The 20,880-nt window shown below is 65.6% G+C and carries 14 protein-coding genes; 9 read left to right on the top strand and 5 right to left on the bottom strand.

Annotated elements, in window-relative coordinates; genetic code table 11:
- Positions 1 to 177: 177 nt before the first annotated feature.
- The 4 genes from JAB4_RS18410 to JAB4_RS18425 all read left to right on the top strand — a co-directional run bounded on the left by JAB4_RS18410 (position 178) and on the right by JAB4_RS18425 (position 4,615).
- Complete coding sequence (locus tag JAB4_RS18410) at positions 178 to 1,683, top strand: oligopeptide:H+ symporter (RefSeq protein ID WP_070219941.1); 1,506 nt, start codon at positions 178 to 180, stop codon at positions 1,681 to 1,683.
- Between the two features lie 131 nt (positions 1,684 to 1,814).
- Positions 1,815 to 2,501, top strand: a complete 687-nt coding sequence (locus tag JAB4_RS18415) for a UPF0149 family protein (protein ID WP_070219939.1) — start codon at positions 1,815 to 1,817, stop codon at positions 2,499 to 2,501.
- Between the two features lie 12 nt (positions 2,502 to 2,513).
- Positions 2,514 to 4,217: a hypothetical protein gene (locus JAB4_RS18420; RefSeq protein WP_070219937.1), complete on the top strand. Its 1,704-nt coding sequence runs from the start codon at positions 2,514 to 2,516 to the stop codon at positions 4,215 to 4,217.
- A gap of 14 nt (positions 4,218 to 4,231) precedes the next feature.
- The gene (locus tag JAB4_RS18425) at positions 4,232 to 4,615 is read left to right on the top strand and encodes a hypothetical protein (protein ID WP_070219935.1); all 384 of its coding nucleotides are present in this window, start codon (positions 4,232 to 4,234) and stop codon (positions 4,613 to 4,615) included.
- A gap of 9 nt (positions 4,616 to 4,624) precedes the next feature.
- On the opposite strand, the gene JAB4_RS18430 is transcribed toward JAB4_RS18425, so the two are convergent.
- Positions 4,625 to 4,852, bottom strand: coding sequence for a hypothetical protein (locus tag JAB4_RS18430; protein WP_070219933.1), 228 nt, complete (start codon positions 4,850 to 4,852; stop codon positions 4,625 to 4,627).
- Positions 4,853 to 4,996: 144 nt separating this feature from the next.
- On the opposite strand from JAB4_RS18430, the gene JAB4_RS18435 reads away from it, so the two are divergent.
- Both JAB4_RS18435 and JAB4_RS18440 read left to right on the top strand, forming a co-directional pair.
- Positions 4,997 to 6,190 (top strand): hypothetical protein, encoded by a 1,194-nt coding sequence (locus JAB4_RS18435; protein WP_083287324.1) that lies wholly within the window; start codon positions 4,997 to 4,999, stop codon positions 6,188 to 6,190.
- Positions 6,183 to 7,103: an AAC(3) family N-acetyltransferase gene (locus JAB4_RS18440; RefSeq protein ID WP_070219931.1), complete on the top strand. Its 921-nt coding sequence runs from the start codon at positions 6,183 to 6,185 to the stop codon at positions 7,101 to 7,103. Before JAB4_RS18435 ends, JAB4_RS18440 begins: the two co-directional genes overlap by 8 nt.
- 9 nt (positions 7,104 to 7,112) lie before the next feature.
- Here the strand turns inward: JAB4_RS18440 and hepB are convergent, their stop codons facing one another.
- Complete coding sequence (gene hepB / locus JAB4_RS18445) at positions 7,113 to 9,989, bottom strand: heparin/heparin-sulfate lyase HepB (protein ID WP_070219929.1); 2,877 nt, start codon at positions 9,987 to 9,989, stop codon at positions 7,113 to 7,115.
- A gap of 170 nt (positions 9,990 to 10,159) precedes the next feature.
- Positions 10,160 to 12,421, bottom strand: a complete 2,262-nt coding sequence (locus tag JAB4_RS18450; protein WP_070219927.1) for an oligopeptide transporter, OPT family — start codon at positions 12,419 to 12,421, stop codon at positions 10,160 to 10,162.
- 199 nt (positions 12,422 to 12,620) lie between these two features.
- On the opposite strand from JAB4_RS18450, the gene JAB4_RS18455 reads away from it, so the two are divergent.
- On the top strand, positions 12,621 to 14,948 hold the full coding sequence (locus tag JAB4_RS18455) for a PBP1A family penicillin-binding protein (RefSeq protein ID WP_070219925.1): 2,328 nt from the start codon (positions 12,621 to 12,623) through the stop codon (positions 14,946 to 14,948).
- Between the two features lie 290 nt (positions 14,949 to 15,238).
- Here JAB4_RS18455 and JAB4_RS18460 read toward each other — a convergent pair whose 3' ends face one another.
- Positions 15,239 to 15,892, bottom strand: coding sequence for a helix-turn-helix domain-containing protein (locus tag JAB4_RS18460; protein WP_070220014.1), 654 nt, complete (start codon positions 15,890 to 15,892; stop codon positions 15,239 to 15,241).
- Between the two features lie 357 nt (positions 15,893 to 16,249).
- On the opposite strand from JAB4_RS18460, the gene JAB4_RS18465 reads away from it, so the two are divergent.
- Both JAB4_RS18465 and JAB4_RS18470 read left to right on the top strand, forming a co-directional pair.
- Positions 16,250 to 17,164, top strand: a complete 915-nt coding sequence (locus tag JAB4_RS18465) for a triacylglycerol lipase (protein ID WP_070219923.1) — start codon at positions 16,250 to 16,252, stop codon at positions 17,162 to 17,164.
- 10 nt (positions 17,165 to 17,174) lie between these two features.
- Entirely contained in the window at positions 17,175 to 18,101 is a 927-nt protein-coding gene (locus tag JAB4_RS18470; protein WP_070219921.1) for a lipase secretion chaperone, read from the top strand.
- Between the two features lie 3 nt (positions 18,102 to 18,104).
- On the opposite strand, the gene JAB4_RS18475 is transcribed toward JAB4_RS18470, so the two are convergent.
- Positions 18,105 to 20,846 carry a winged helix-turn-helix domain-containing protein gene (locus JAB4_RS18475; protein ID WP_175445687.1) on the bottom strand — a complete coding sequence of 914 codons (2,742 nt, stop codon included), beginning with the start codon at positions 20,844 to 20,846 and terminating at the stop codon, positions 18,105 to 18,107.
- Positions 20,847 to 20,880 lie beyond the last annotated feature (34 nt).

Consider the following 20,880-nt stretch of genomic DNA (forward strand, 5'->3'; position numbering starts at 1 on the left):
GAAACAGTCATTCTTGCTAATGCGAATCGAAACCTTCGCTCCGCGCAATTTGTAGATTAGAATGCCAGCCTATTGGAATTCCCGTGCGTACGGTTCTTCATGAGAGTCCCCGCCGCCCGCAGGCTTCCATAAGTTCGTTGTATCGATTGACTATAATAATTTTTCAGGAGGAACCGCATGAGCGGTGCGACTACGCCCAACAAGGAAGCCGTTATTCCCGAGTTCAAGCAGATTATGGGCCATCCAAGCCCATTGTGGATGTTGTTCATGACTGAATTCTGGGAACGCTTCGCGTTCTACGGAGTTCGCTGGGCGCTGGTACTGTACATCGTGGCCCAGTTCCACGGCGGCGACGGTTCGGGACAGGCAGCGGCCAACCTGACCTACGGTTCCTTCCTCGCGCTGGTGTACGCCGGCGCCCTGTTCGGCGGTTACATCGCCGACCGGGTCATCGGTTACCAGCGTTCCATCCTGCTGGGCGCCATCTTCATGGCTGCCGGCCTGTTCTGCATCTCCGTGCCGAACCAGGACATCTTCAACCTGGGCCTGGCCACGATGATCGTCGGTAACGGCATGTTCAAGCCGAACATCTCGACCATGGTCGGCAAGCTGTACACGACCGCCGATCCGCGCCGCGACAGTGGTTTCACGATCTTCTACATGGGCATCAACATGGGCGCCATGGTCGCGCCTGTCTTCACGCAATGGCTGGCCGAGTCGATCTTCGGCACCAGCGCCATGCCGTCGTACAAGATGGTCTTCATGGCCTCCGGTTTCGGCATGCTGATCAGCCTGGTATGGTTCTTCATCGGCCGCCGCGCCCTGAAGGGCATCGGCGCTCCGGAAGCCGGTTCCGGCAACCCGATGCGCGTCGTCTGGGTGGCCGTCGGCTCCCTGTGCGTAATCCCGCTGATGTATTTCCTGCTGACCGTCGGCGCTGAAAAGCTGCAAATCGTCCTGACCGTGCTGTTCGTCGGTCTGGCCGTCATGCTGATGATCGAAGGCATCCGCAACGGCAAAGTGGCGCGCGACCGCGTCATCGCCATGCTGCTGATCTTCGTCTTCAACATCCTGTTCTGGATGTTCTTCGAACAGGCTGGCAGCTCGTTTACTTTCCTGGCTGACAAGATCGTCAACCGCGACCTGGGCTTCTGGATCTTCCCGACCGCCTACTTCCAGACCGTCAATTCGGTCGCCATCATCGTCTTCGCGCCGATCATCGCCGCCGTCTGGGTCTTCCTGGCGCGCCACAACGTCAACCCGTCGATCCCGCGCAAATTCGGCCTGGGCTTGCTGGGCAATGCGCTGGCCTTCGGCCTGCTGATCTTCGCTCTGTCGAGCCTGGTTGGCGCCGATAACAAGATCCCGTTCTGGACCCTGACCACCGTCTACGTGCTGCAATCGATCGGCGAGCTGTGCCTGTCGCCTATCGGCCTGTCCATGGTCACCAAGCTGGCGCCGGTGCGCCTGGTGGGCCTGGGCATGGGCGGCTGGTTCCTGTCGACCGGCATCGGCAACAACCTGTCGGGCATCTTCGCCAGCCACGTCAGCGGCACGAGCGGCATGTCGGTGCAGTCGGCCCTGTCCGGCTATACCTTCGGCTTCTGGTCCCTGCTGGGCGCCGGCGTCGTGTTGTTCCTGATCGCACCGCTGATCAACAAACTGATGCACGGCGTGAAGTAAGCGTTCTGCCTTAGCTGAAAACGGCGGCCTGCGGGCCGCCGTTTTTCATTCCGGCGCCGGTTATTGCCTTGGCGGGCGGTACAATACCGCCAGGGCCACCGGCCACTCCCCCCACATCACCAAAGAATATTATGTCCAGCATCTCCACCACCTCGCCCCTCTCCGACGACGAATACGCCGAACTCGACACCCTGCTGGCCGCGCCCGCGCTGGAAGGCCGCGCCATGGACGTGTCGATGCTCGAAGGTTTTCTCACGGCCGTCGCCCTGAACCCGAAGCAGATCGCGCCGGAACAGTGGTTGCCATGGGTATGGGACAAGGCGGCCGGCAGCGCCGCGCCCGCAGCGGATGCTGCCAGCGAACGGGCGGCCAGCCTGGCCCGCCGCCACCACGCCTACATGGTCGAATGGCTGGCGAAGGATCCGGACAGCTTCGAGCCCATCTACGTCTGCGGCCCCGAATGGAGCGTGCCCGCCTGGTGCGCCGGTTTTGTGCTGGGCACCAGCCTGGACAAGCCCCAGTGGGCGGCCCTGGCCGTCAGCCATCCTGATTACCTGGCGCCGTTCCAGCACCTGGCCAGCGCCAGCGAACTCGATGACGACGCGGCCGAAACGGCCATGGATGGCGTGATTCCCGCCGTGATCGCCATCAACGCCGCCTGGGCGCGCCAGCGCCACCTGAAAAGCCAGGTGCAAAGCCAGCCCGGCGCCACCGTGCTGCGCGAACTGCCGAAAACAGGCCGCAACGACCCGTGCCACTGCGGCAGCGGTAAAAAATACAAGAAATGCTGCGCCGACGCCGATAGCGCGGCCGGCTAAGGCGATTACTCCTTGCGCAAGCTGCTGACGGCCATCCTGCGCTTCCTGCTGCGCCACGCGCTGCAGTTCGCCCTGTTCATCGTCATCCTGCTGGCCGGCCGATTGCTGCTGGCCGAATGGCGCAGCTACAGCGCCGGCAGCGAGGCTGTCGCCGCCCTGCGCCAGGCTTCCGGCAGCGCCGATAGCCATGGTGCCAGCCTGGCCACTGCCGCCACGGACCGCATCAACGCCCTGCGGCTAGCATCACAAGCAAGCATCGCCACGCGCCTGACAGAAGTACAAGCGCAATTGACGGCCTTGCGCGCGCGGCAGCAACCGTCGCTGTTTACTATTCCCCTGCCCGACACGCACACCCTGGCCTTGCATGCGCAAGACGAAGCCACGCGCCGCGTGGAAATCGAAGTGCTGGCGCAGGAAGCCCGTTACCTGAGCGCCCTGCAGGCGGCGATCGGCGGCGAAGATGCACGCCAGACGCTGGCGCGCCTGCATGCGGAACATGTGCGCGCGTATGCCGCGCTGCAAAATAATGGGCGCCAGCGCCGGCAGCTGGAAGCGCAGCATCCCGTGGCGGCGCGCCTGCCCGGCAGCGACGCCTACGCGCAGCTGTCGCAGCTCGACGCGGAGGGCCAGCGCTTGCGCGACACCAATCTGCAAGCCTATCAGGCCTGGCTGGCGCAGCGCGCGCGCACCAGCAACGCCACCAACATCACCCGCCCCGCGCCATTCGCCGTCGATAATGCGGCGCTGGCCGGCGCGCTGGCGCCCGTACAAAAGGCGATTGCGGCAGGCGAAGAACAACTGGCGCGCAACTGGATCGCCCGCTGGCGCGCTCCCGTGCTCGACGTGGCGCCCACGGCCGCCTTGCTGGTGCTGTCGGCCATCCTGCTGCCCGCCGCCATCAAGGCCTTCTTTTACTTCGTGCTGGCGCCCATCGCTTCGCGCCTGAAGCCCTTGTCCATCGCGCACGCGCTGGGCGTGACGGCCACTGCGCTCCCCCTGCCGCCCGATGGCCAGTCCCGCATTTCCGCCGTCTCGCAGGGCTTGCTGCTGCAGCCCGGCCAGCGCATGCTGATCCATCCCGAATACCTGCAATCGTCGCCCGTCGGCACGCATAAACGCACGCAGTGGCTGCTGGACTGGCGGTTCCCGTTCACCAGCCTGGCCGCCGGCATGGCGGCGCTGACGCGGCTGGAAAGCGACGTGACCGCATCCGTGACGATTTCCGCCAGCGACGACCCGCTGCTGGAAGTGGCCGTCGTCCACCTGCCAGCCGGCAGCGCGCTCGTGTTCCAGCCGCGGGGCCTCGTGGGCCTGGTCTGTGACGCGGGCCAGCCGCTGGCGATATCGAGCCACTGGCGCCTGGGCAGCCTGCACGCCTGGCTCACCCTGCAGCTGCGCTTCATCGTGTTTCGCGGCCCCGTCACCCTGATCGTGCGCGGCTGCCGCGGCGTGCGCCTGGAACGGGCGGGCCAGGGCCGCTCCATCAGCCAGTCCGCCACCCTGGGCTTTACCACCGACGTGCTGTACTCGACGATGCGCAGCGAAACCTTCCTGCCCTACCTGCGCGGCCAGCAGGCGCTGCTCAACGACCGCTTCGACGGCGGCAACGGCGTCTACCTGTACGAAGAAACCCCGCGCCACGGCAAGCAGCCGGGCAAGGTAGGCAGCTGGTTCGAGGGTTTTACTGACGCGATCTTGAAAGTGTTCGGCATCTAGCCGGAGAGACCATAATGAACGATTTCCTGTTTGCCGATTTTCTCGAAGACCACGCCGTGTATGCGGCGGCTGAGGCCTACTGGCAGGCCCGCCTGGCCTTCCTCGACGGCCAGTGCGCGCCGTATCTGCGCACCGCATTTGCCAATGGCCAGCCGTTTTATGACGGCAATCCCATCGTCAACCTGGCGGACCGCAACGCCGGCAAGGCGGCGCGCATCGTGCAACAATGCCCGCAGGAGTGCGGCCCCTGCTACACGAGCTTCAGGCAAGCCATCGAGCTGGCCGGCAGCGATGGGCAGCATCGCCCGGCGCAGGAAATGGTCATCGTGCTCACGTTGACCGAAGACTCGGCGCAGAAGGCCGTCGATGAACTGCGCGCGTGGTTTGCGCCAGCATAAGGATGCCGGCTACGCCGCAATCGAATGCGACACCGTCAGCCACTCGCCCGGCTGCAAATTCGCCGCCGCCTCGCGCGCGGCCAGCACGCTATCCGGGTCCAGGTCGGACCGGTTCAGCTTGTAGGAATAGGCGAAATCGTCGGCATCGAATGCCTGCCCCGCCTTCACGTAATACTTGAAGCCGACAAACGAGTCGGGATTGGTGACGACCGAATACTCAAGCGTGACGGTGTTCATGGCGGGCCTCGTCGGCGATGGTGATACAGCCATTATGCGTCAATTCCCGCGGCAGCGACGCGGCGGCCAATCCTTGCGGTAAGTCAATAGCCCTGCCGATGGCCGGCGCTACAGTAGCCTGAGCCAACCACCGGATGGAAAGCCATGCGCGCCTTGCTCGCGAAACTCAGGAATACTCTGGCGCCGCAGGCGGGCCTGCCGGCGGCGGCGCGCATGGAGCGGCTGTCGGACCGGCGCGGCCTGCCCGCCTTTGATCCCGGGCCGCAAGCCGTCGTCAAGGCCTGCACGGCCTGGCTATGCGCGGCGCAAGACCATTCCGGCTCCAACGACGGCGGCGTCGCGCGCGATTACAGCCTGCTGACGGGCTGGGCTAGCTCCTATCCCGAAACCACCGGCTACATCATCCCCACCGTCATCGCCCTGGCGCAGCGAACGGGCGACGAGGGCGGGGATGATGCGCTGCACGAGCGGGCGCGCCGCATGCTCGACTGGTGCGTGGCCATCCAGTTCCCGGAAGGCGGTTTCCAGGGCGGGAAGATCGATTCGACGCCGCGCGTGCCCGTCACCTTCAACACGGGCCAGATCCTGCTTGGCCTGGCGGCCGGCGTGGCAGCGTACGGCGGGGCCTACGAGGACGCCATGCACCGCGCGGCACGCTGGCTGCGCGACAGCCAGGATGCCGACGGCTGCTGGCGCCGCCATCCGACGCCGTTCGCCAGCGCCGGCGACAAGGCGTATGAAACGCACGTGGCGTGGGGCTTGTTCGAAGCGGACCGCGTCGCGCCGGGCCACGGCTATGGCGCGGCGGGCCTGCGCCAGGTCGACTGGGCGTTGACGAAGCAGCGTCCCAACGGCTGGTTCGCCTCGAACTGCCTGGACAACCCGCTGCTGCCCCTGACCCACACCATCGGCTACGCCTTGCGCGGCGTGCTCGAAGCGCACCGCTTCTCGGCGCGCGCCGACCTGCTGGAGGCCGCCGCGCGCACCGGCACGAGCGTCGCCAGGGCCGTGGCGGCAGACGGCTACCTGCCTGGCCGCCTCGGACCCGACTTCCAGCCGGGGGCCGGCTACGCCTGCCTCACGGGTTCGGCGCAAAACGCGCATTGTCTGTTCCTGCTGTACCAGCTCACGGGCGAGCGGCGCTACCTCGACGCGGCGCGCCGCCTGAATCGTTACGTGCGGCGCGCGGTCAGCATCGACGGCCCCGCGCACGCGCGCGGCGGCGTCAAGGGCTCGTTTCCCGTCGATGGCGACTACGGCACCTGGGCTTACCTGAATTGGGCCGCCAAGTTCTGCATCGATGCCAACCTGCTGGAATTGGAGTCAGGCCATGCTTGACGGGGCCAGGCGCACCGCCAGGGCCGCGCTGGAAGCGTGGCGCCGCGCCGCCAGCGCCCGCAACATGCGCCACGGCGCGCGCCACGTGACGCGCGCCGGATTGGCCGCCGATCTGGCGCGGCTGGGCATCGCGCACGGAGACACGCTATTCGTGCACTCTTCGCTGAAAAGCCTCGGCTACGTGGAAGGCGGCGCGGCGGCCGTGATTGCCGCCCTGCAGGACGCCGTCGGCCCGCAAGGCACCCTGCTGCTGCCCACCTACTATCTGCCGGGCGGGACCGTGCGTGCCACCTGCGACATGAAAGACTATGTGTTCGACCCGCGCCGCCATGGCACGCACATGGGGCGCCTGCCCGAAGCGTTCCTCGCCAGCGCCGGTGTGCGGCGCAGCATCCACCCGACCCACTCCGTGTCCGCGTGGGGCCGCCATGCCGACACTCTCACCGAGGCGCATCACCGCGCGCCGTCGATCTTCGGCGTGGATTCGCCCTGGCAGCGCTTCATCGGCTGCGAGCAGGCCAAGGTGCTGGGCCTGGGCATTTCCATGGGGCCGGTGACGTTCTATCACGCGCTGGAAGACGCCATGGGCGACGCCTTTCCCGTGCCCGTGTGGGCAGGCGATACAAAGCTGCTGGCCTGCCTGGACCACGCCGGCCGGCGCTGGGACGTGCCCGTGCGCCCCTTCGATCCCGCCATCGCGCAGCGCCGCATCGACCATCCCGGGCGCGGCGACCTGCGCGACTACTTTCACCGGGAGTTCGACGCCGCCGGCCTGCGCGTCAACGGGCACGTGGGCGATGCGGCGTCATGGTGCATACCGGCGCAGGCATTTTATGACCACCTGCGCCAAATGGCGTCCGAACACGTGACGATCTACGCAAGCGCTGCGCAACTGGCGGCGCGGCCTGTCTAGCCTGGCCTTTCACGGCACGGCCGGTGACGCTGGCAACGCCGCCGCGCGCCCGGTGCCACTTGCGCTGCGCTGCAGGTCGTACGCACCGCCGCCATTGGCGACAAAATACAAGGCACCGCCGTCGTCACTCACCTCATCCTCGATGGGGCCGCCCGACCCGCGCTTGCGGACAGTCCAGCTTCCCGCCTGCAAATCCGTCACCAGCACCTGCATGGACGCGCTTTGTGCCGGCAGCTCGAAGGTGACGGTCCCGCCCAGCGGCAAGCCGCTCCTGGAAAACAGCACCACGCGGTCCTTGATCTGCACGCCGGCCAGCAGCGGCGAAGCGATGGCCGTCGTGGGCAGCGCTGGCAGCGCGCTGCCGGCATCCATCACCTGCATGACATTGAGGAACAAGTCCGTTTCGCTGGTGGCCGGCGGCGACACTTCCAGCCGCCAGGCGCCCGCTTCCTCGGTCGAATAGTCCGCTTCAGGCTGGATGGGATAGTTGATGCCGCCGACGCTGAATTCATTGCCGCTGCCGCCCACCTTGGCCAGCACGGCATTCGTTGGCAACACGGTGCGGTTGATCAGCTTGCCGTTGTACTGCAAGGTGCTGTTGTAGTCCCAATCCGTACGCTGGATGACCACCGTGTCGCCGCTGATTTCCGGCTCGGACTGGCTGTGCAACAGCCAGGTCTTCCTGAACCCCGCATCGCTGGCGCTGACCTTGTCGAACACGATCAGCGCGGCCGGGTGGTTCGCATCCTTGAGGTTCAAGAACACGAACGAGCGCTGAAACTGGCGCACCTTGCTGCTGTAGGCCGCCGTCAGGTCGCCCTTGATGTAGCTGAAGTCCGGCGCCTGCACCTGGGGGCCGGACTGGTGCCGCAGGACCGTGGCCACCTTGTAGCCGTTGGCCAGTTCCGCCAGGCTTTGCGGCTCCTCGCCAGGAAAGCGCTGTCCGCCGTCATTGGCATAGCCGTCAAAATTCTCGCCCGGGTCATACACCAGCATGGTGTTGTGCGCGATGCTGCGCTTGTGATAGTTCATGTCGTGCGCACTGCCGTATTCGAGCGGAATGGCGGGATCGGTCACATCCCTGCCGCTATAAATACCCGAATCGATGGCCAGCCCGCCCTTGTAGTAAATCTGGAAATGCCCGGCGTCATAATGCTCGTGGTTGCCGAACCAGTCGCCGCCCAGCTTCGTCGTCGCCACGACATTGCCCGACTCGACATGTATGCCATCGGTCCAGCCCGTGCGGGCGATCATCAAGCCGGCGGGATCGGGGAAATACTTGGTCAAGGGCAAGGTGGCCGGATTGGGCGTGCTGTCCATGCCTGTATTGCCAAGCAAAATAGGCCAGATGCTGTCCTTGGCATGGATAAAACTGGTCGACTGCTGCAGCGACTGCTTCAAATACTCCTGCTTCAAGGTGGAATTGTTATAGTAGGTCGCGGGCAACATGAAGGCCAGCGGTTCGCTCCAGGTCTGCCTGCTGTTGGTATAGGAGGAATGATAGACGTCGCCATCACGCATCCATTGCCCGTCGGGGCGGCGCGTGTAGAGCCAATGATACGGCGTCATCTGCTGCACGGGATCGAACACGGGGGCAGCGCCCATGCGCCGGAACAGCCAGGCGGCGTACATGTCCGCCAGGAAACGCACCGTGCCATAGGACGCGCCCTGGTGATAGGCTTGCGCGGCGTAGGCGTAGTTACGCGGCGCGATATAGTCGGCAAAGAAGCGCCCGGCAACGATGTTGTAGACCAGCGGCGCCTCGTCATAAAAGGCGATGGCGGCCGCTAGCTGGTCACGCAGCAGCTGGTTGTCGCTGCCATGGCCCACGACGGCGCCTTGACGCGATGGCGGAAAGCCGATTTCCATCGTGGCGGCAATCTGCGTAAAGCGCGTGACGACATAGGCGCGCTGCTGCGCGCTCATCAGATGGAAGCACCAGTCATACACCATGGCGCTGGCCAGGATGATGTCGCCTTTTTCGTTCGGGTGGCTATACCCGGGCGAAAAGCGCACGGCCGCCAGGTAGTCGAGCAGCATTTGCACGGCTTCGCGCCCCCGTTGCGCCTGCACCGGCGAACCGTCGCGTTCGTACAGCAGCGAGAACAGCGCCTTCGCCTTGATCGTGCTTACCACGTCGACCTGGTGGTTGCTCCCGGCGGGGCCGCCTGGCACGAACACGGGTAGCGCCACGACCGCCGGTGATGCGATAAACCCATTCAGGACAGCGCGATGCGTAGCCATCTCCTGTGCATCAGATTCGAACCGGCTGCGTATGGCCGCCAGGTCGCCCACCCGGGCAAACAGGCGCGGATGCTCGCCTGGCGGCGGCAGCACGGTGGGCAGCGGGTACGCGCCATAGCCCTGCGGCACAAAATCGGCGAGCGCCGTCACCAGCAGGCAATCGATGCCCACGCCGCCCTCGCGGTACTGGAGCTTCAGTTCGCGCTCGCCCGCGGCCAGCCAGCGGGTGACGGGCACCCAGGTCCACTGCGCGGCCTGGCCGGCAATGAACGGCACGGAGACGCTGGCATACGCGCCATTGTCGAGCGCCAGGTACAGCGATGCGGCGTCCGCCGCCGGCGCCAGCACGCGCAGCCAGACCGTGTAGTTGCCGTCGCGGGGCACGGCCACCGTGTACGACAACTCGGCCGCCGCACCCGGCGTATCGGCGCGCGCCAGGTCCGATGGCGTGGACAGGTAGCTGCCGCCGGAAATCACATTACTGCCAAGATACTCTTGCGTCCAGGGACCGCCCGGCGCCCCGGCTTCCGCCTCGAACATGGCCTCGACGGGAAATGCCGCCGCATGCAGGGGGGGACTGGCCGCCAGCAAGGCGACATGGATCAAATATTGCAACTTGTGACGGCATCGCAGCTTGAACATGGATGGAACTCCAGTTTGTTGTATTTTAAATATTGCTAACAATATACCACCCTGAGCCCATCTGATTGCATTTTTACAACAAATACTGGCTGCAGCAGCCTGCACGGCGCAAAAAAAACCGCCCGGTATCACCCGGGCGGTTTTGGCTGGCAATGCGGATCGGTCGCGTGCTAGGCCTGCGATGCCTTCTTCTCGCGCGCCACGAAGTACAGCAGCACGATGATGGCCGCATACGGCAGCAGGGACAGCGCATCCGAGTTCAAGCCCGCGTAGAACGGGTTGCCGTGCTCGGCCCAGTCGGCCATCATCTGGTCGAAGTGCGTGAGCACGCCGGCCGTGATGGCAATGATGATGCCGGCCAGCGCGCCGCCGGCGATGTAGCCGGACGCCAGCAGCACGCCAGAGCTGCGGTCGCCCGCCAGCTGGCGCTCTTCTTCATTCAGCTTGGCGTTGTGTTCCAGCTTGTTGTTGCGGCGGTCCGCCAGCCAGCGCACCAGGCCGCCGACGAAGATCGGCAAGGTCGACGACAGCGGCAGGTACACGCCCACCGAAAACGCCAGTGACGGAATGCCGGCCATTTCCAGCACCACGGCGATCATCACGCCGAACAGCACCAGGGTCCATGGCAGCTGCTGGTCGAGGATGCCCTTGATGATGTAGGACATCAGCACGGCCTTCGGCGCATCGTATTTCTTTACTTCCGAGCCGTCCGGACGCTTGCTGTAGTGGCCATTGATGCCCGGATCGACCAGATAAGCGAGTTGCCCATCTTCCTTGACAAAATATTTGCCGGCCGGGCCGCCCACGGTATCGGTCTTTTGCCAGACTTTGTACGTGTTGTGGTCGCTCTCGGCTTGCGGGCCATGCAGCTCGCCCGTCACCGTCAGCTTCGATGCATCGACCGTCAGGCCAGGTGCCACTTGCGCGGCCGGCACGTAGACGGTGCTCGCCTCGTTCAGCTTCAGCAGAATCGGACCGAGGATCAGCGCGGACGACAAGGCGCCGGCCAAAATCGCGTACTGCTGCAGGCGCGGCGTGGCGCCCACCAGGTAGCCCGTCTTCAAGTCTTGCGAGGTGGTGCCCGCATTGCTGGCGGCGATGCAGACGATGGCGCCCACCGACAGGGCCGTCACATAGTAACGCCCGCCCGTCCAGCCCATGATCAGGAAGATCAGGCAAGTGAACAGCAAGGTGGCCACGGCCATGCCGGAGATCGGGTTCGACGAGGAGCCGATTTCGCCCGTCAGGCGCGACGACACGGTGGCGAACAGGAAGCCGAAGACGAGGATCAGCAGCGCGCCGAGGAAATTCATGTGCAGCGGCGTGGCGAACGTGATCACGGCGATGATGGACAGGCAGCCGATGACGACCCACTTCAGAGGGATATCCTGGTCCGTGCGCAAGGTGGAATCGGTCTTGATGCCCTTGCCGATGCCCTTCAGGCCGGCCGACAGGCTGCGCCAGATCATGGGCATGGCGCGCACCAGCGAAATCAGGCCGCCGGCGGCCACGGCGCCCGCGCCGATGTACAGCACGTAGGCGCTGCGCACGTCGTCGGCGCCCATTTCGCTGATCAACTTGGTGCCCGGCGAGAGCACGGTCGTCAGGCTGTCGCCGAAGAACTTGATCATCGGGATCAAGAGCAGATACGACAGCACGCCGCCGGCCGCCATGGTGGCGGCGATGCGCGGGCCGATGATGTAGCCCACGCCCAGCAATTCAGGGGAAATCTCGGCGCCGATGGAGCCGCCCTTGAGCGGCGCGGCAAATTCCACGCCCGGCGTGTCCTTCCAGCCCTTGAACGAGATATTGAAGACTTTATACAGCAGGCCGACGGCGAAACCGCCGAAGATGATCTTGGCGCGGCGCTTGGCGTCCAGCGCGGCGGCCGAATCCTTCTCGATGCTTTCGCCGGCGGCGATGCGAGATTCTTCCGTGGCGGCTGCCTTGAGCACTTCGGCGCAGGCCGTGCCTTCGGGGAATTTGAGTTCCTTGTGCTGGTCGACGATCATGGTGCGGCGCATGGGGATCATCATCAGGATGCCCAGCAGGCCGCCGAGGATACCGACCAGCATGACTCTGGAGATTTCCAGGTCGAAGCCGAGGATCAGGATGGCGGGCATGGTCACGCCCAAGCCGAAGGCCAGCGATTCGCCGGCCGAACCGGCAGTCTGCGTGATGCTGTTTTCCAGGATCGACGAATCCTTGCCGCCCACCTTCTTGGCCAGGCCGAACAGGGTGATGGCGATCACGGCGACGGGAATCGAGGCGCTGACGGTCAGGCCCACCTTCAGCACCAGGTACAGCGAGGAGGCGCCAAAGACCATCCCCAGGATGACGCCCATGAACAGCGCGCGGAAGGTCATCTCGGGCAGCTTCGCATCGGCCGGGATGTACGGCTTCATGGCGCTCGGCATTGCATCTTTTGCCATAAATAAATCCTTAATTGTATAAATTAAACAGCCCGGATTGACGCCCGGGCTATTTGCTTGAAGCCGAGACTATCGCACAGCCGCGTTTCGATGAAAAGGTTTTTTGCTCCCGGTCCCGGCGCCTGGCCCGCGCCGGGAGCGCCGCCGCATTGGTCTATAATCGCTGCCACCGTGCCCTGCACGCTCATGTGAGACTGCCTTGACTGCCAAACGATCCGGATTCCCCTGGCCTTCCCGCCGCGCCGCCGTGCGCGGCTTCATCATCGCCGGCGGCGCCGCGCTGGCCGCCGCCGTGCTGCTGGTCGCTTATCTGTTCCTGTACGTGCGCCCCCGCCTGCCCGAGCTGGGCGTTATCACCGATTACCAGCCGAAGATCCCGCTGCGCGTGTACACGGCCGACAATGTGCTGATCGGCGAATTCGGCGAAGAGCACCGCGACTTCGTGCCGATCGCGCAAGTGCCGGAAATGATGAAGAAAGCCCTGCTGGCCATCGAGGACAGCCGCTTCTACGAACACCACGGCATCGACTTCGTGCGCGCCGGCGGCGCCGTCCTGTCGAACCTGCGCCACGGCTTCGGCCATGGCGGCGGCTCCACCATCACCATGCAGGTGGCGCGTAACTTCTTCCTGACGCGCGAAAAAGTCGCCTCGCGCAAGCTCAATGAGATCATGCTGGCCCTGAAAATCGAGGCGGCCCTGTCGAAAGAGCAGATTCTCGAGCTGTACATGAACCAGATGTACCTGGGCCAGCGCTCGTTCGGCTTCGGCAGCGCGGCGCAGACGTATTTCGGCAAGCCGCTGAATGAACTGTCGATCGCGGAAATGGCCATGCTGGCCGGCTTGCCGCAAAACCCGTCGCGCCACAACCCGATCAGCAACCCGAAAAAGGCGCACGCGCGCCAGCAGCTGGTCTTGAAACGCATGCGTGAACTCGATTACATCAGCGAAGGCCAGTACCGGCAGGCGCTGGCCCAGCCGCTGCATATCAACAGCCGCGGCAAGCAGGGTTTCGATACGCACGCCGAATACGTGGCCGAACTGGCGCGCCAGGCCGTGTTTGCGCAATTCAAGGAAGACAGCTATATCAAGGGCATCAGCGTCTACACGACGATCCTGAAGGCGGACCAGGACGCGGCCTACGCCTCGACGCGCCGCAACGTCATCGCCTACGACCAGCGCCACGGCTACCGCGGCCCGGAAACCTTCATCGACATGCCGGCCGATCCCGAGCAGCGCGACGACGCCATCGATGCTGCGCTGCAAAAACGTCCGGACAGCGACGGCCTGATCGCCGCCGTCGTCACGGAAGTCGCCAGCGGCAAGGTGGTGGCCGACACGGGCGACGGCGACGCCAAGGCCATCACGGGCGACGGCTTGCGCTTTGCCGCCCCGGCGCTGTCCGCCAAGGCGAGCGCCGGCATCAAGCTGCGCCCGGGCGCCGTGATCCGCATCAGCCAGGACGCCAAGGGTAACTGGGCCATCACGCAAGTGCCGCTGGTGGCCGCCGCCTTCGTTTCGCTGGATGCGGACACGGGCGCCTACCACGCCATGGTGGGCGGCTTCGACTACAACCTGCAAAAGTTCAACCACGTCACGCAGGCGTGGCGCCAGCCCGGTTCGGCCATGAAGCCCTTCGTGTATTCGGCGGCGCTGGAAAAAGGCTTTTCGCCGGCCACCCTGATCAATGACGTGCCACTGGAAATGCAGGCAGGCGGCAAGGTGTGGGCGCCGCAGAATGACGACTTCAAGTTCGACGGCCCCATCACCATGCGCTACGCGCTGGCGCAGTCGAAGAACGTGGCCTCGGTGCGCATCCTGCGCGCGCTGGGTGTGCCGTACACGCACGACTTCCTGGAAAAATTCGGCTTCGATCCGGCCCGCCAGCCCAGCAATCTGACCATGGCGCTGGGCACGGGTTCCGTCACGCCCGTGCAGATGGCGGGCGCCTACGCCCTGTTCGCCAATGGCGGCCACCAGGTGGAACCATACCTGATCGACCGCATCGTCGACGCCAGGGGCACCATCCTGATGCAGACCAAACCGCCCGCACCGAACGACGACAAGACCCTGGCGCTGGACCCGCGCAACGCCTTCGTGATGGACAGCATGCTGCGCGAAGTGGCCCGCACGGGCACGGGCGCGGCGGCGACGAAAAAACTGGGACGCAGCGACATCGCCGGCAAGACGGGTACCACCAGCGACGCCGTCGACGGCTGGTTCGCCGGCTACAGCGGCGGCATCGTGGCGGTGGCGTGGATGGGCTACGACGAGCCCAAATCGCTGGGCGGACGCGAATTCGGTTCGACCCTGGCCATGCCGATCTGGATCGACTACATGCGCACGGCCCTGTCGACGCGCCCGCAAGTCACGCGCGACGTGCCGGCGGGCCTGAGCCAGGTCGACGGCGAATGGCTGTACGATGAATTCATCGACATGAATGGCGTGAAGACGCTGGATATGGAGGCGGAGACGCCGACGGACCCGGCAGCACTGCCGGAGACGCTGCCGGTGGAAACCACGAACTGACACAGGTAACTTGTCGGATTACGCTTCGCTAATCCGACCTACCTCTTACTGCATCGATCACCAGTCGTAGGTCGGGTTAGCCGGGACGGCGTAACCCGACAAGTGCCGCAGAGGTTTACACCGTATCTTGTCGGATTACGCTTCGCTAATCCGACCTGCCTCTTACTGCATCAATCACCAGTATCTTGTCGGATTACGCTTCGCTAATCCGACCTACTTCTTACTGCATCAATCGCCAGTCGTAGGTCGGGTTAGCCGGGACGGCGTAACCCTACAGGTGCCGCAGAGGCTTACGCAGCGGCCATGCTCAAATATCCGCGCACCGTGCCGACTACGCTGTCGGCAAAATCGTCGACATTGACCTTCGCCGCGCGGTACTTCCAGCGTTTCACGTACCAGTCCTGGAACAGGGCCAGGCAGTGCGCCGCCAGCAGGGTGGGATCGCCCTGCGGCTTCGGTTCGATTTCGGCGATGGTGGCGGCGATCAGGGTCTGCACATACAGCTCGGAATTTTTCGCCATGCTGCGCTGCTCCACCTGCAGCACGCGCGAATCCATGAAGACGAAATAAAACCACGGCTGCAGCACTTCGGACAGGTAGATCGACGAGCGTATCATCGCCTCCAGGCGGTCCAGCGGCGACTTCACGTCAACGAACAGCAGCGGCAAGGCTTGCGTGGCGTGGCGCACCACGTCCTCGATCATTTCCGCCAATTGATCCTTGCTGGTGATGTAGCCATACAGGCCGCCCATCGACAGCCCCGTTTCGCGGCACAGGTCGCGCAAGCTCATGGCGCGGAAACCCACGTCATTGGCCAGGCGAAAGGTGGCGACAAAGATGCGTTCGAGATTTTCCAGCGCCGGCTTGCGGCGTTTGACGCCGATGCGCTCCGCGTGGCGGTCAAGAATATATTCCCAGATGTTTTCGCCATTTAAAGGCGTCATCTGCTGAAACTGTTCAAAATTAAAATGGGTCGACAAGTGCATTCCCAAGTAACGGTGTATGAGCAATGTAAGACAGCACCTGGGCGGCGCTGCAAGACGGCGGGACGGCGGATGCGGTGCCGATTATAGCTCAGGAAAACAACTATTTGACCTTTCAACTATGCAATGGGCTCATAGGCAACGCCAAATGCGCACAGTTATTGCGCTGCATCATGCAATTCACAGCAATTTAAATCCAGCAATGCTACATTCAATAAACCGAGCGCTCGCTATTTTTAATGCATCGAGAATGTAAGGAGTGCACGGTTCATCGCTACAGCATCGACATTTCCACTATTCAATAATAACGGAGACAAAATGAAGACTCGCTTTTGGCAACTGCTATCCACCCTGCTGTTTTCCCTCGCCATCCTGCCCGGCAGCGCCGGCGCCGCCGGCTACACGCAAACGAAGTACCCGATCGTGCTCGTGCACGGCCTGTTCGGCTTCGACAAGCTGGGACCCGTCGACTATTTCTATGGCGTGTCCGACGCCCTGCGCAGCGGCGGCGCGCAAGTGTATGTGACCACCGTGTCGGCAGCCAACAGCACGGAAGTGCGCGGCGAACAGCTGCTGTCGCAGGTGCGGCAAATCCTCGCCGCCACCGGCGCGGCCAAGGTCAATTTGATCGGCCACAGCCACGGCGGCCCCACGGCCCGCTATGTCGCCTCCGTGCGGCCCGACCTGGTGGCGTCCGTCACCAGCGTTGCCGGCGTCAACAAGGGTTCCAAGGTGGCCGATATCCTCAGCGGCGCCATTCCCAACACCAGCGGCGCGCTGGGCAATGCGCTCGCTTCCCTGATCGGCATTTTGTCGGGCAACAAGGGCTTGCCGCAAAACGCGGGCGCCTCGCTCGCCTCGCTGTCCACGGCCGGTTCGCTGGCCTTCAATAGCCGCCATCCGCAAGGCGTGCCCACCTCCGCCTGCGGCGAAGGCGCCTACCAGGTGCAGGGCGTGCACTACTTTTCGTGGAGCGGCGCGCAACCGTACACGAATGTGCTCGACGTGGGCGACCCGGCGCTGGCGGCCATCAGCCTGGCCTTCGGCGGCGTGAAGAACGATGGTCTGGTCAGCAGCTGCTCCAGCCACCTGGGCAAGGTGATCCGCGACGACTACGCCATGAACCACCTCGATGAAGTCAACCAGTTCGTCGGCATCGTCAACCTGTTCGAGACGAACCCCGTCACCGTCTTCCGCCAGCAGGCCAACCGCCTGCAAGGCCTGGGACTGTAAGGAGGCTGCGATGCGCACGAACGCGAGATGGCTCATCGGCGGCAGCCTGGCGGCCCTGGTCCTGTACCTGGCATTGCGGCCGGGGGAGCCGCCCGCTCCGCCGCCGGAGAAGGCGGAACCGGACCTGTTCGCGTTCGTGCGCTCGATGGAAGGCACGCGGCCCGACGGCAACGTGACGGTGGCCGCCGGCGACAAGCTGGTGGTCGACGCGGAACTGGGGCACCTGTTCGACTACTACCTGGCGGGCCTCGGCGAAAAGCCGCTGGCCGCCATCCGCAGCCAGATCGAGGCGGAACTGGACCGGCGCCTCGCGCCCGTCCCCGCCCGCGAAGCCAAGCGCCTGCTGGGCGCTTACCTGGCCTACAAGCAGGCGCTGGCCGGCGCGGAACAGGCCTTGCCGGCGCAGGCCGATCCCGCCGTGGCGGCGCGCGCGCGCCTGCAAGCGATGCGCGCCCTGCGCGGCAATTATTTTACGCCCGAGGAAAGCGCAGGCCTGTTCGGCGCCAGCGACGCATATGACGACGATGCCGTGGCGCGCATGGCGATCCTCGGCGATACCTCGCTCGATGAAACCCAGCGCCAGGCGCAACTGGCCGTGCTGGACCAGAAAATGTCGCCCGCCCAGCGCGATGCGCGCGACGCACCCGCCAGGGTGGCGCAGCTGGACGCCTCGGTGAAGGCGTTGCGGGCCCAGGGCGGCGGCGAGAATGAAGTCTACCGCCTGCGTGCCAGCACCTTCACGCCGGCGGCGGCGGCGCGCCTGGCGGAACTGGACCGCGAGGAATCGCAGTGGCAGCAGCGCATCATCGCGTATCAGGCGCAGAAGGCGCAGCAGGCCATCCTGCCCGGCGGCGCGCAGGATGCGGCAGCCCTGCAGCAGCTGCGCGACGCCAGTTTCACGCCGGAGGAACAGCGCCGGCTGGGTGCCTACGAATAGCCATCAAGCCAGCTGCGCCAGCAACCGCGCCAGCAAAGCTGCTGCCGCCATCACGTCCGTGGTGTCGCGCCCCTGCCGGAAGCCGGCATGGACCGGGGCCAGCATGGCATGCGCGGCGGCGCCGTAGCCTTGCGCCTGCATCACGGCCGCCAGGCTGGTGGCGCAGCGCAGCTCCCAGCCCGGCGCCTGCTGGCCCCGGGCAAGCTGCAGCGCTTCTTCCAGCTGCACGCGCACCGCTTCCAGGCCGGCCGCATCGTCTTGCGCCAGCGCCCGCCAGCGGTGGTGCGCGTCGCGGCGCAGCACTTCCGGCGCGCTCCATGGCGCCAGTCCCGTGCGTGCGCGCCGCAGCGCCTGGCTATCGGCGGCCGCGTCGTGCAGCGTGGCCATCAAATCGATCTGTATCGGCCAGCTGCGCACGGCAGGCCAGGGAAATTCCGTCAGCGTATCGCCCGCGTCGAGCAGCCGCTGGTAGGCGGCGCCCCAGGCGCTCCAGTACATCAAGCCATAGCGGGCCGCGTGCTCGCACAGCAGGCAAGTCCAGGCATGCGCCAGTCCCCGCTGCCCGCACCACAGGGCGACGGGAATGGCATTGATGGCCAGCGCCACGCACAGCGTGACGCCATTGTGCTCGAAGCCCACCGTCACCGCCTCGCGCGCCAGCGCCAGTGCGTCGTCGGCGCGGCCCTGCATCCACAGGCAGCGCGCCAGCGTGCCGCGCAGGCAAACCTGGTGATCGGCCAGCAAGGCGTTGTTGAAGCCAAGCTGCCCGGCGCCCTCGGGATGCGCGAGCACCATGCGCGCCAGCGCCGCCGACTCCGCGTAGCGTCCGCGCAAGTACTCGCCCGCCGAGCGCATGCGCGCCAGCACCAGCCGCAGCGCCGTGTCGTCGCGCGCTTCGCACAGGAGGGCCAGCTGGGCCACGTAACTGTCGGCGCGCTGGAAATCGGCGAGCTGCAGGCTGCAGATCCACATGCCGCAAATCGCTTCCGCACGGCGGCTGTCATCGTCCGTGCGCATGGCCAGCGCATAGCCGCGCTGGAACGAACGCAGCATGGTGCCGGTGACGCCCTGCGTATGCAGCAGCAGGTGTGCCTGCGAGGCATGCAGCTGCATCTCGCTGTCGGGGTCATCCACTGCCTGCGCGGCCATGCACTCGAGCGCCCGCGCGACGCGCACGCGGTATTCATCCATCAGCGACAGCTGATAGAACAGGGGTTGCGCGGCCAGAGTCAGGGCCACGCCCAGCGCCACGTCGCCCTCCTCGCCGAAGGTCCAGTCGATGGCGGCCCGCAGGTCATCCACATGGCGGCCGTAGCGCGCGCTCCAGTGCGCCGGCGGCATGCTCTCCCAGTCGGCGGCGATGCGTCCGGCCAGGCCAAGGCAATGGCGCGCATGGCGCCGCAGCACGGCGCTGGCGTCCCCGCCCGCCGCCAGCTGCGCGCTAGCATACGCGCGCGTGGTGTCGAGCAGGCGGTAATACACGTGCTGGCAGCAAAATTCGATGCTGACGAGGGACTTGGCCGCCAGATCGGCCAGCGTGTCGAACACGTCGCAACCCGCCACGGCGCTGGCCGACTCCAGGCGGAAGCGGCTCTTGAACACGCTCAGCGCCTGCAGCACCTGGCGCTCTTGCGCGTCGAGCAGGCAGTAGCTCCAGTCCAGGGTGGCGCGCAGGGTCTGGTGCCGCAAGGGCATGTTGCGCGCCCCGCGCGTGAGCAGGCGAAAGCGGTCGTCGAGCTGGCGGCGCAATTCATGCAAGCCGAAATGGCCGATGCGCCCGGCCGCCAGCTCCAGCGCCAGCGGGATGCCGTCGAGCCGCCGGCAAATGTCCACCACCACGGGCACATCGGCGTCGGCCAGCACGAAAGCATCGTCGACGGCCGCGCAGCGTTCGCAAAACAGCTGCACCGCGGCGAAATGCCGGGCTGCCGCCGCATCGGGCACGGCATCGGCCGGCGGCAATTCCAGCGCGGGCAGGCGCTGCAGCTGCTCGCTGGTGATGCGCAGCGGCTCGCGGCTGGTGGCCAGCACGTGCAGCAACGGCGCGCCCTTGAGCAATGCGTCGGCCAGCATGGCGGCCGCGCCGATCACGTGCTCGCAGTTATCGAGCACGATCAGCATGTGGCGCGGGCGCAGGTAGGCCAGCAGGACCGGCATGGCGTCGCCGGCCGGCACCGCCACCCCCAGCGCCGTGGCCAGCGCCAGCGGCACCAGGCGGGCCTCGTCCAGCGGCGCCAGGTCGACGAAACACACGCCATCGGCATAGCGGCGCAGCACGCGCGTGGCCAGGACGACAGCCAGCGTGGTCTTGCCGATACCGCCCGGACCGGCAATGCACAGCAGGCGCAATTGCAGCAGCTGGTTGGCCATCGTTTGCAGCGCCTCGGCGCGGCCCAGCATGCGCGTCAGCATGACGGGCAGGTTGTGCCGCGGCTCGACGCCCGCCGTTCCGGGCGCCGGCTGGCCCGTGTGCGCCAGCGGCGCCAGGAAGCCATAGCCGCGCCCGGGAATGGTGGTGATGTAGCGCTGGCCATCGCGGCCATCGCCGAGCGCCTTGCGCAGCGCCGCCAGGTGCACGCGCAAGGTCGCGTCGTCGACCACGGCATTGGGCCAGACGATGGCCACCAGTTCATGCTTGTCGACGATGTCGCCGGCGCGCTCCAGCAGGGCCAGCAGCAAGTCCATGGCCCGGCTGCCCAGGCGCAGCGCGCGATCGCCCTCGAACAGCACGCGTTCTAGCGGCAAAAGGCGAAACGGGCCGAAGACATAGGCCGGGACG

Source organism: Janthinobacterium sp. HH102, from assembly GCF_001758625.2.
Lineage (GTDB): Bacteria > Pseudomonadota > Gammaproteobacteria > Burkholderiales > Burkholderiaceae_D > Janthinobacterium.

Excerpts from the sequence above, each read along its gene's own strand:
- JAB4_RS18410 (WP_070219941.1), top strand. The coding sequence starts at position 178 with ATGAGCGGTGCGACTACGCCCAACAAGGAAGCCGTTATTCCCGAGTTC.
- JAB4_RS18415 (WP_070219939.1), top strand. The coding sequence starts at position 1,815 with ATGTCCAGCATCTCCACCACCTCGCCCCTCTCCGACGACGAATACGCC.
- JAB4_RS18425 (WP_070219935.1), top strand. The coding sequence starts at position 4,232 with ATGAACGATTTCCTGTTTGCCGATTTTCTCGAAGACCACGCCGTGTAT.
- JAB4_RS18430 (WP_070219933.1), bottom strand. The coding sequence starts at position 4,852 with ATGAACACCGTCACGCTTGAGTATTCGGTCGTCACCAATCCCGACTCG.
- JAB4_RS18435 (WP_083287324.1), top strand. The coding sequence starts at position 4,997 with ATGCGCGCCTTGCTCGCGAAACTCAGGAATACTCTGGCGCCGCAGGCG.
- JAB4_RS18440 (WP_070219931.1), top strand. The coding sequence starts at position 6,183 with ATGCTTGACGGGGCCAGGCGCACCGCCAGGGCCGCGCTGGAAGCGTGG.
- hepB (WP_070219929.1), bottom strand. The coding sequence starts at position 9,989 with ATGTTCAAGCTGCGATGCCGTCACAAGTTGCAATATTTGATCCATGTC.
- JAB4_RS18450 (WP_070219927.1), bottom strand. The coding sequence starts at position 12,421 with ATGGCAAAAGATGCAATGCCGAGCGCCATGAAGCCGTACATCCCGGCC.
- JAB4_RS18460 (WP_070220014.1), bottom strand. The coding sequence starts at position 15,892 with ATGACGCCTTTAAATGGCGAAAACATCTGGGAATATATTCTTGACCGC.
- JAB4_RS18465 (WP_070219923.1), top strand. The coding sequence starts at position 16,250 with ATGAAGACTCGCTTTTGGCAACTGCTATCCACCCTGCTGTTTTCCCTC.
- JAB4_RS18470 (WP_070219921.1), top strand. The coding sequence starts at position 17,175 with ATGCGCACGAACGCGAGATGGCTCATCGGCGGCAGCCTGGCGGCCCTG.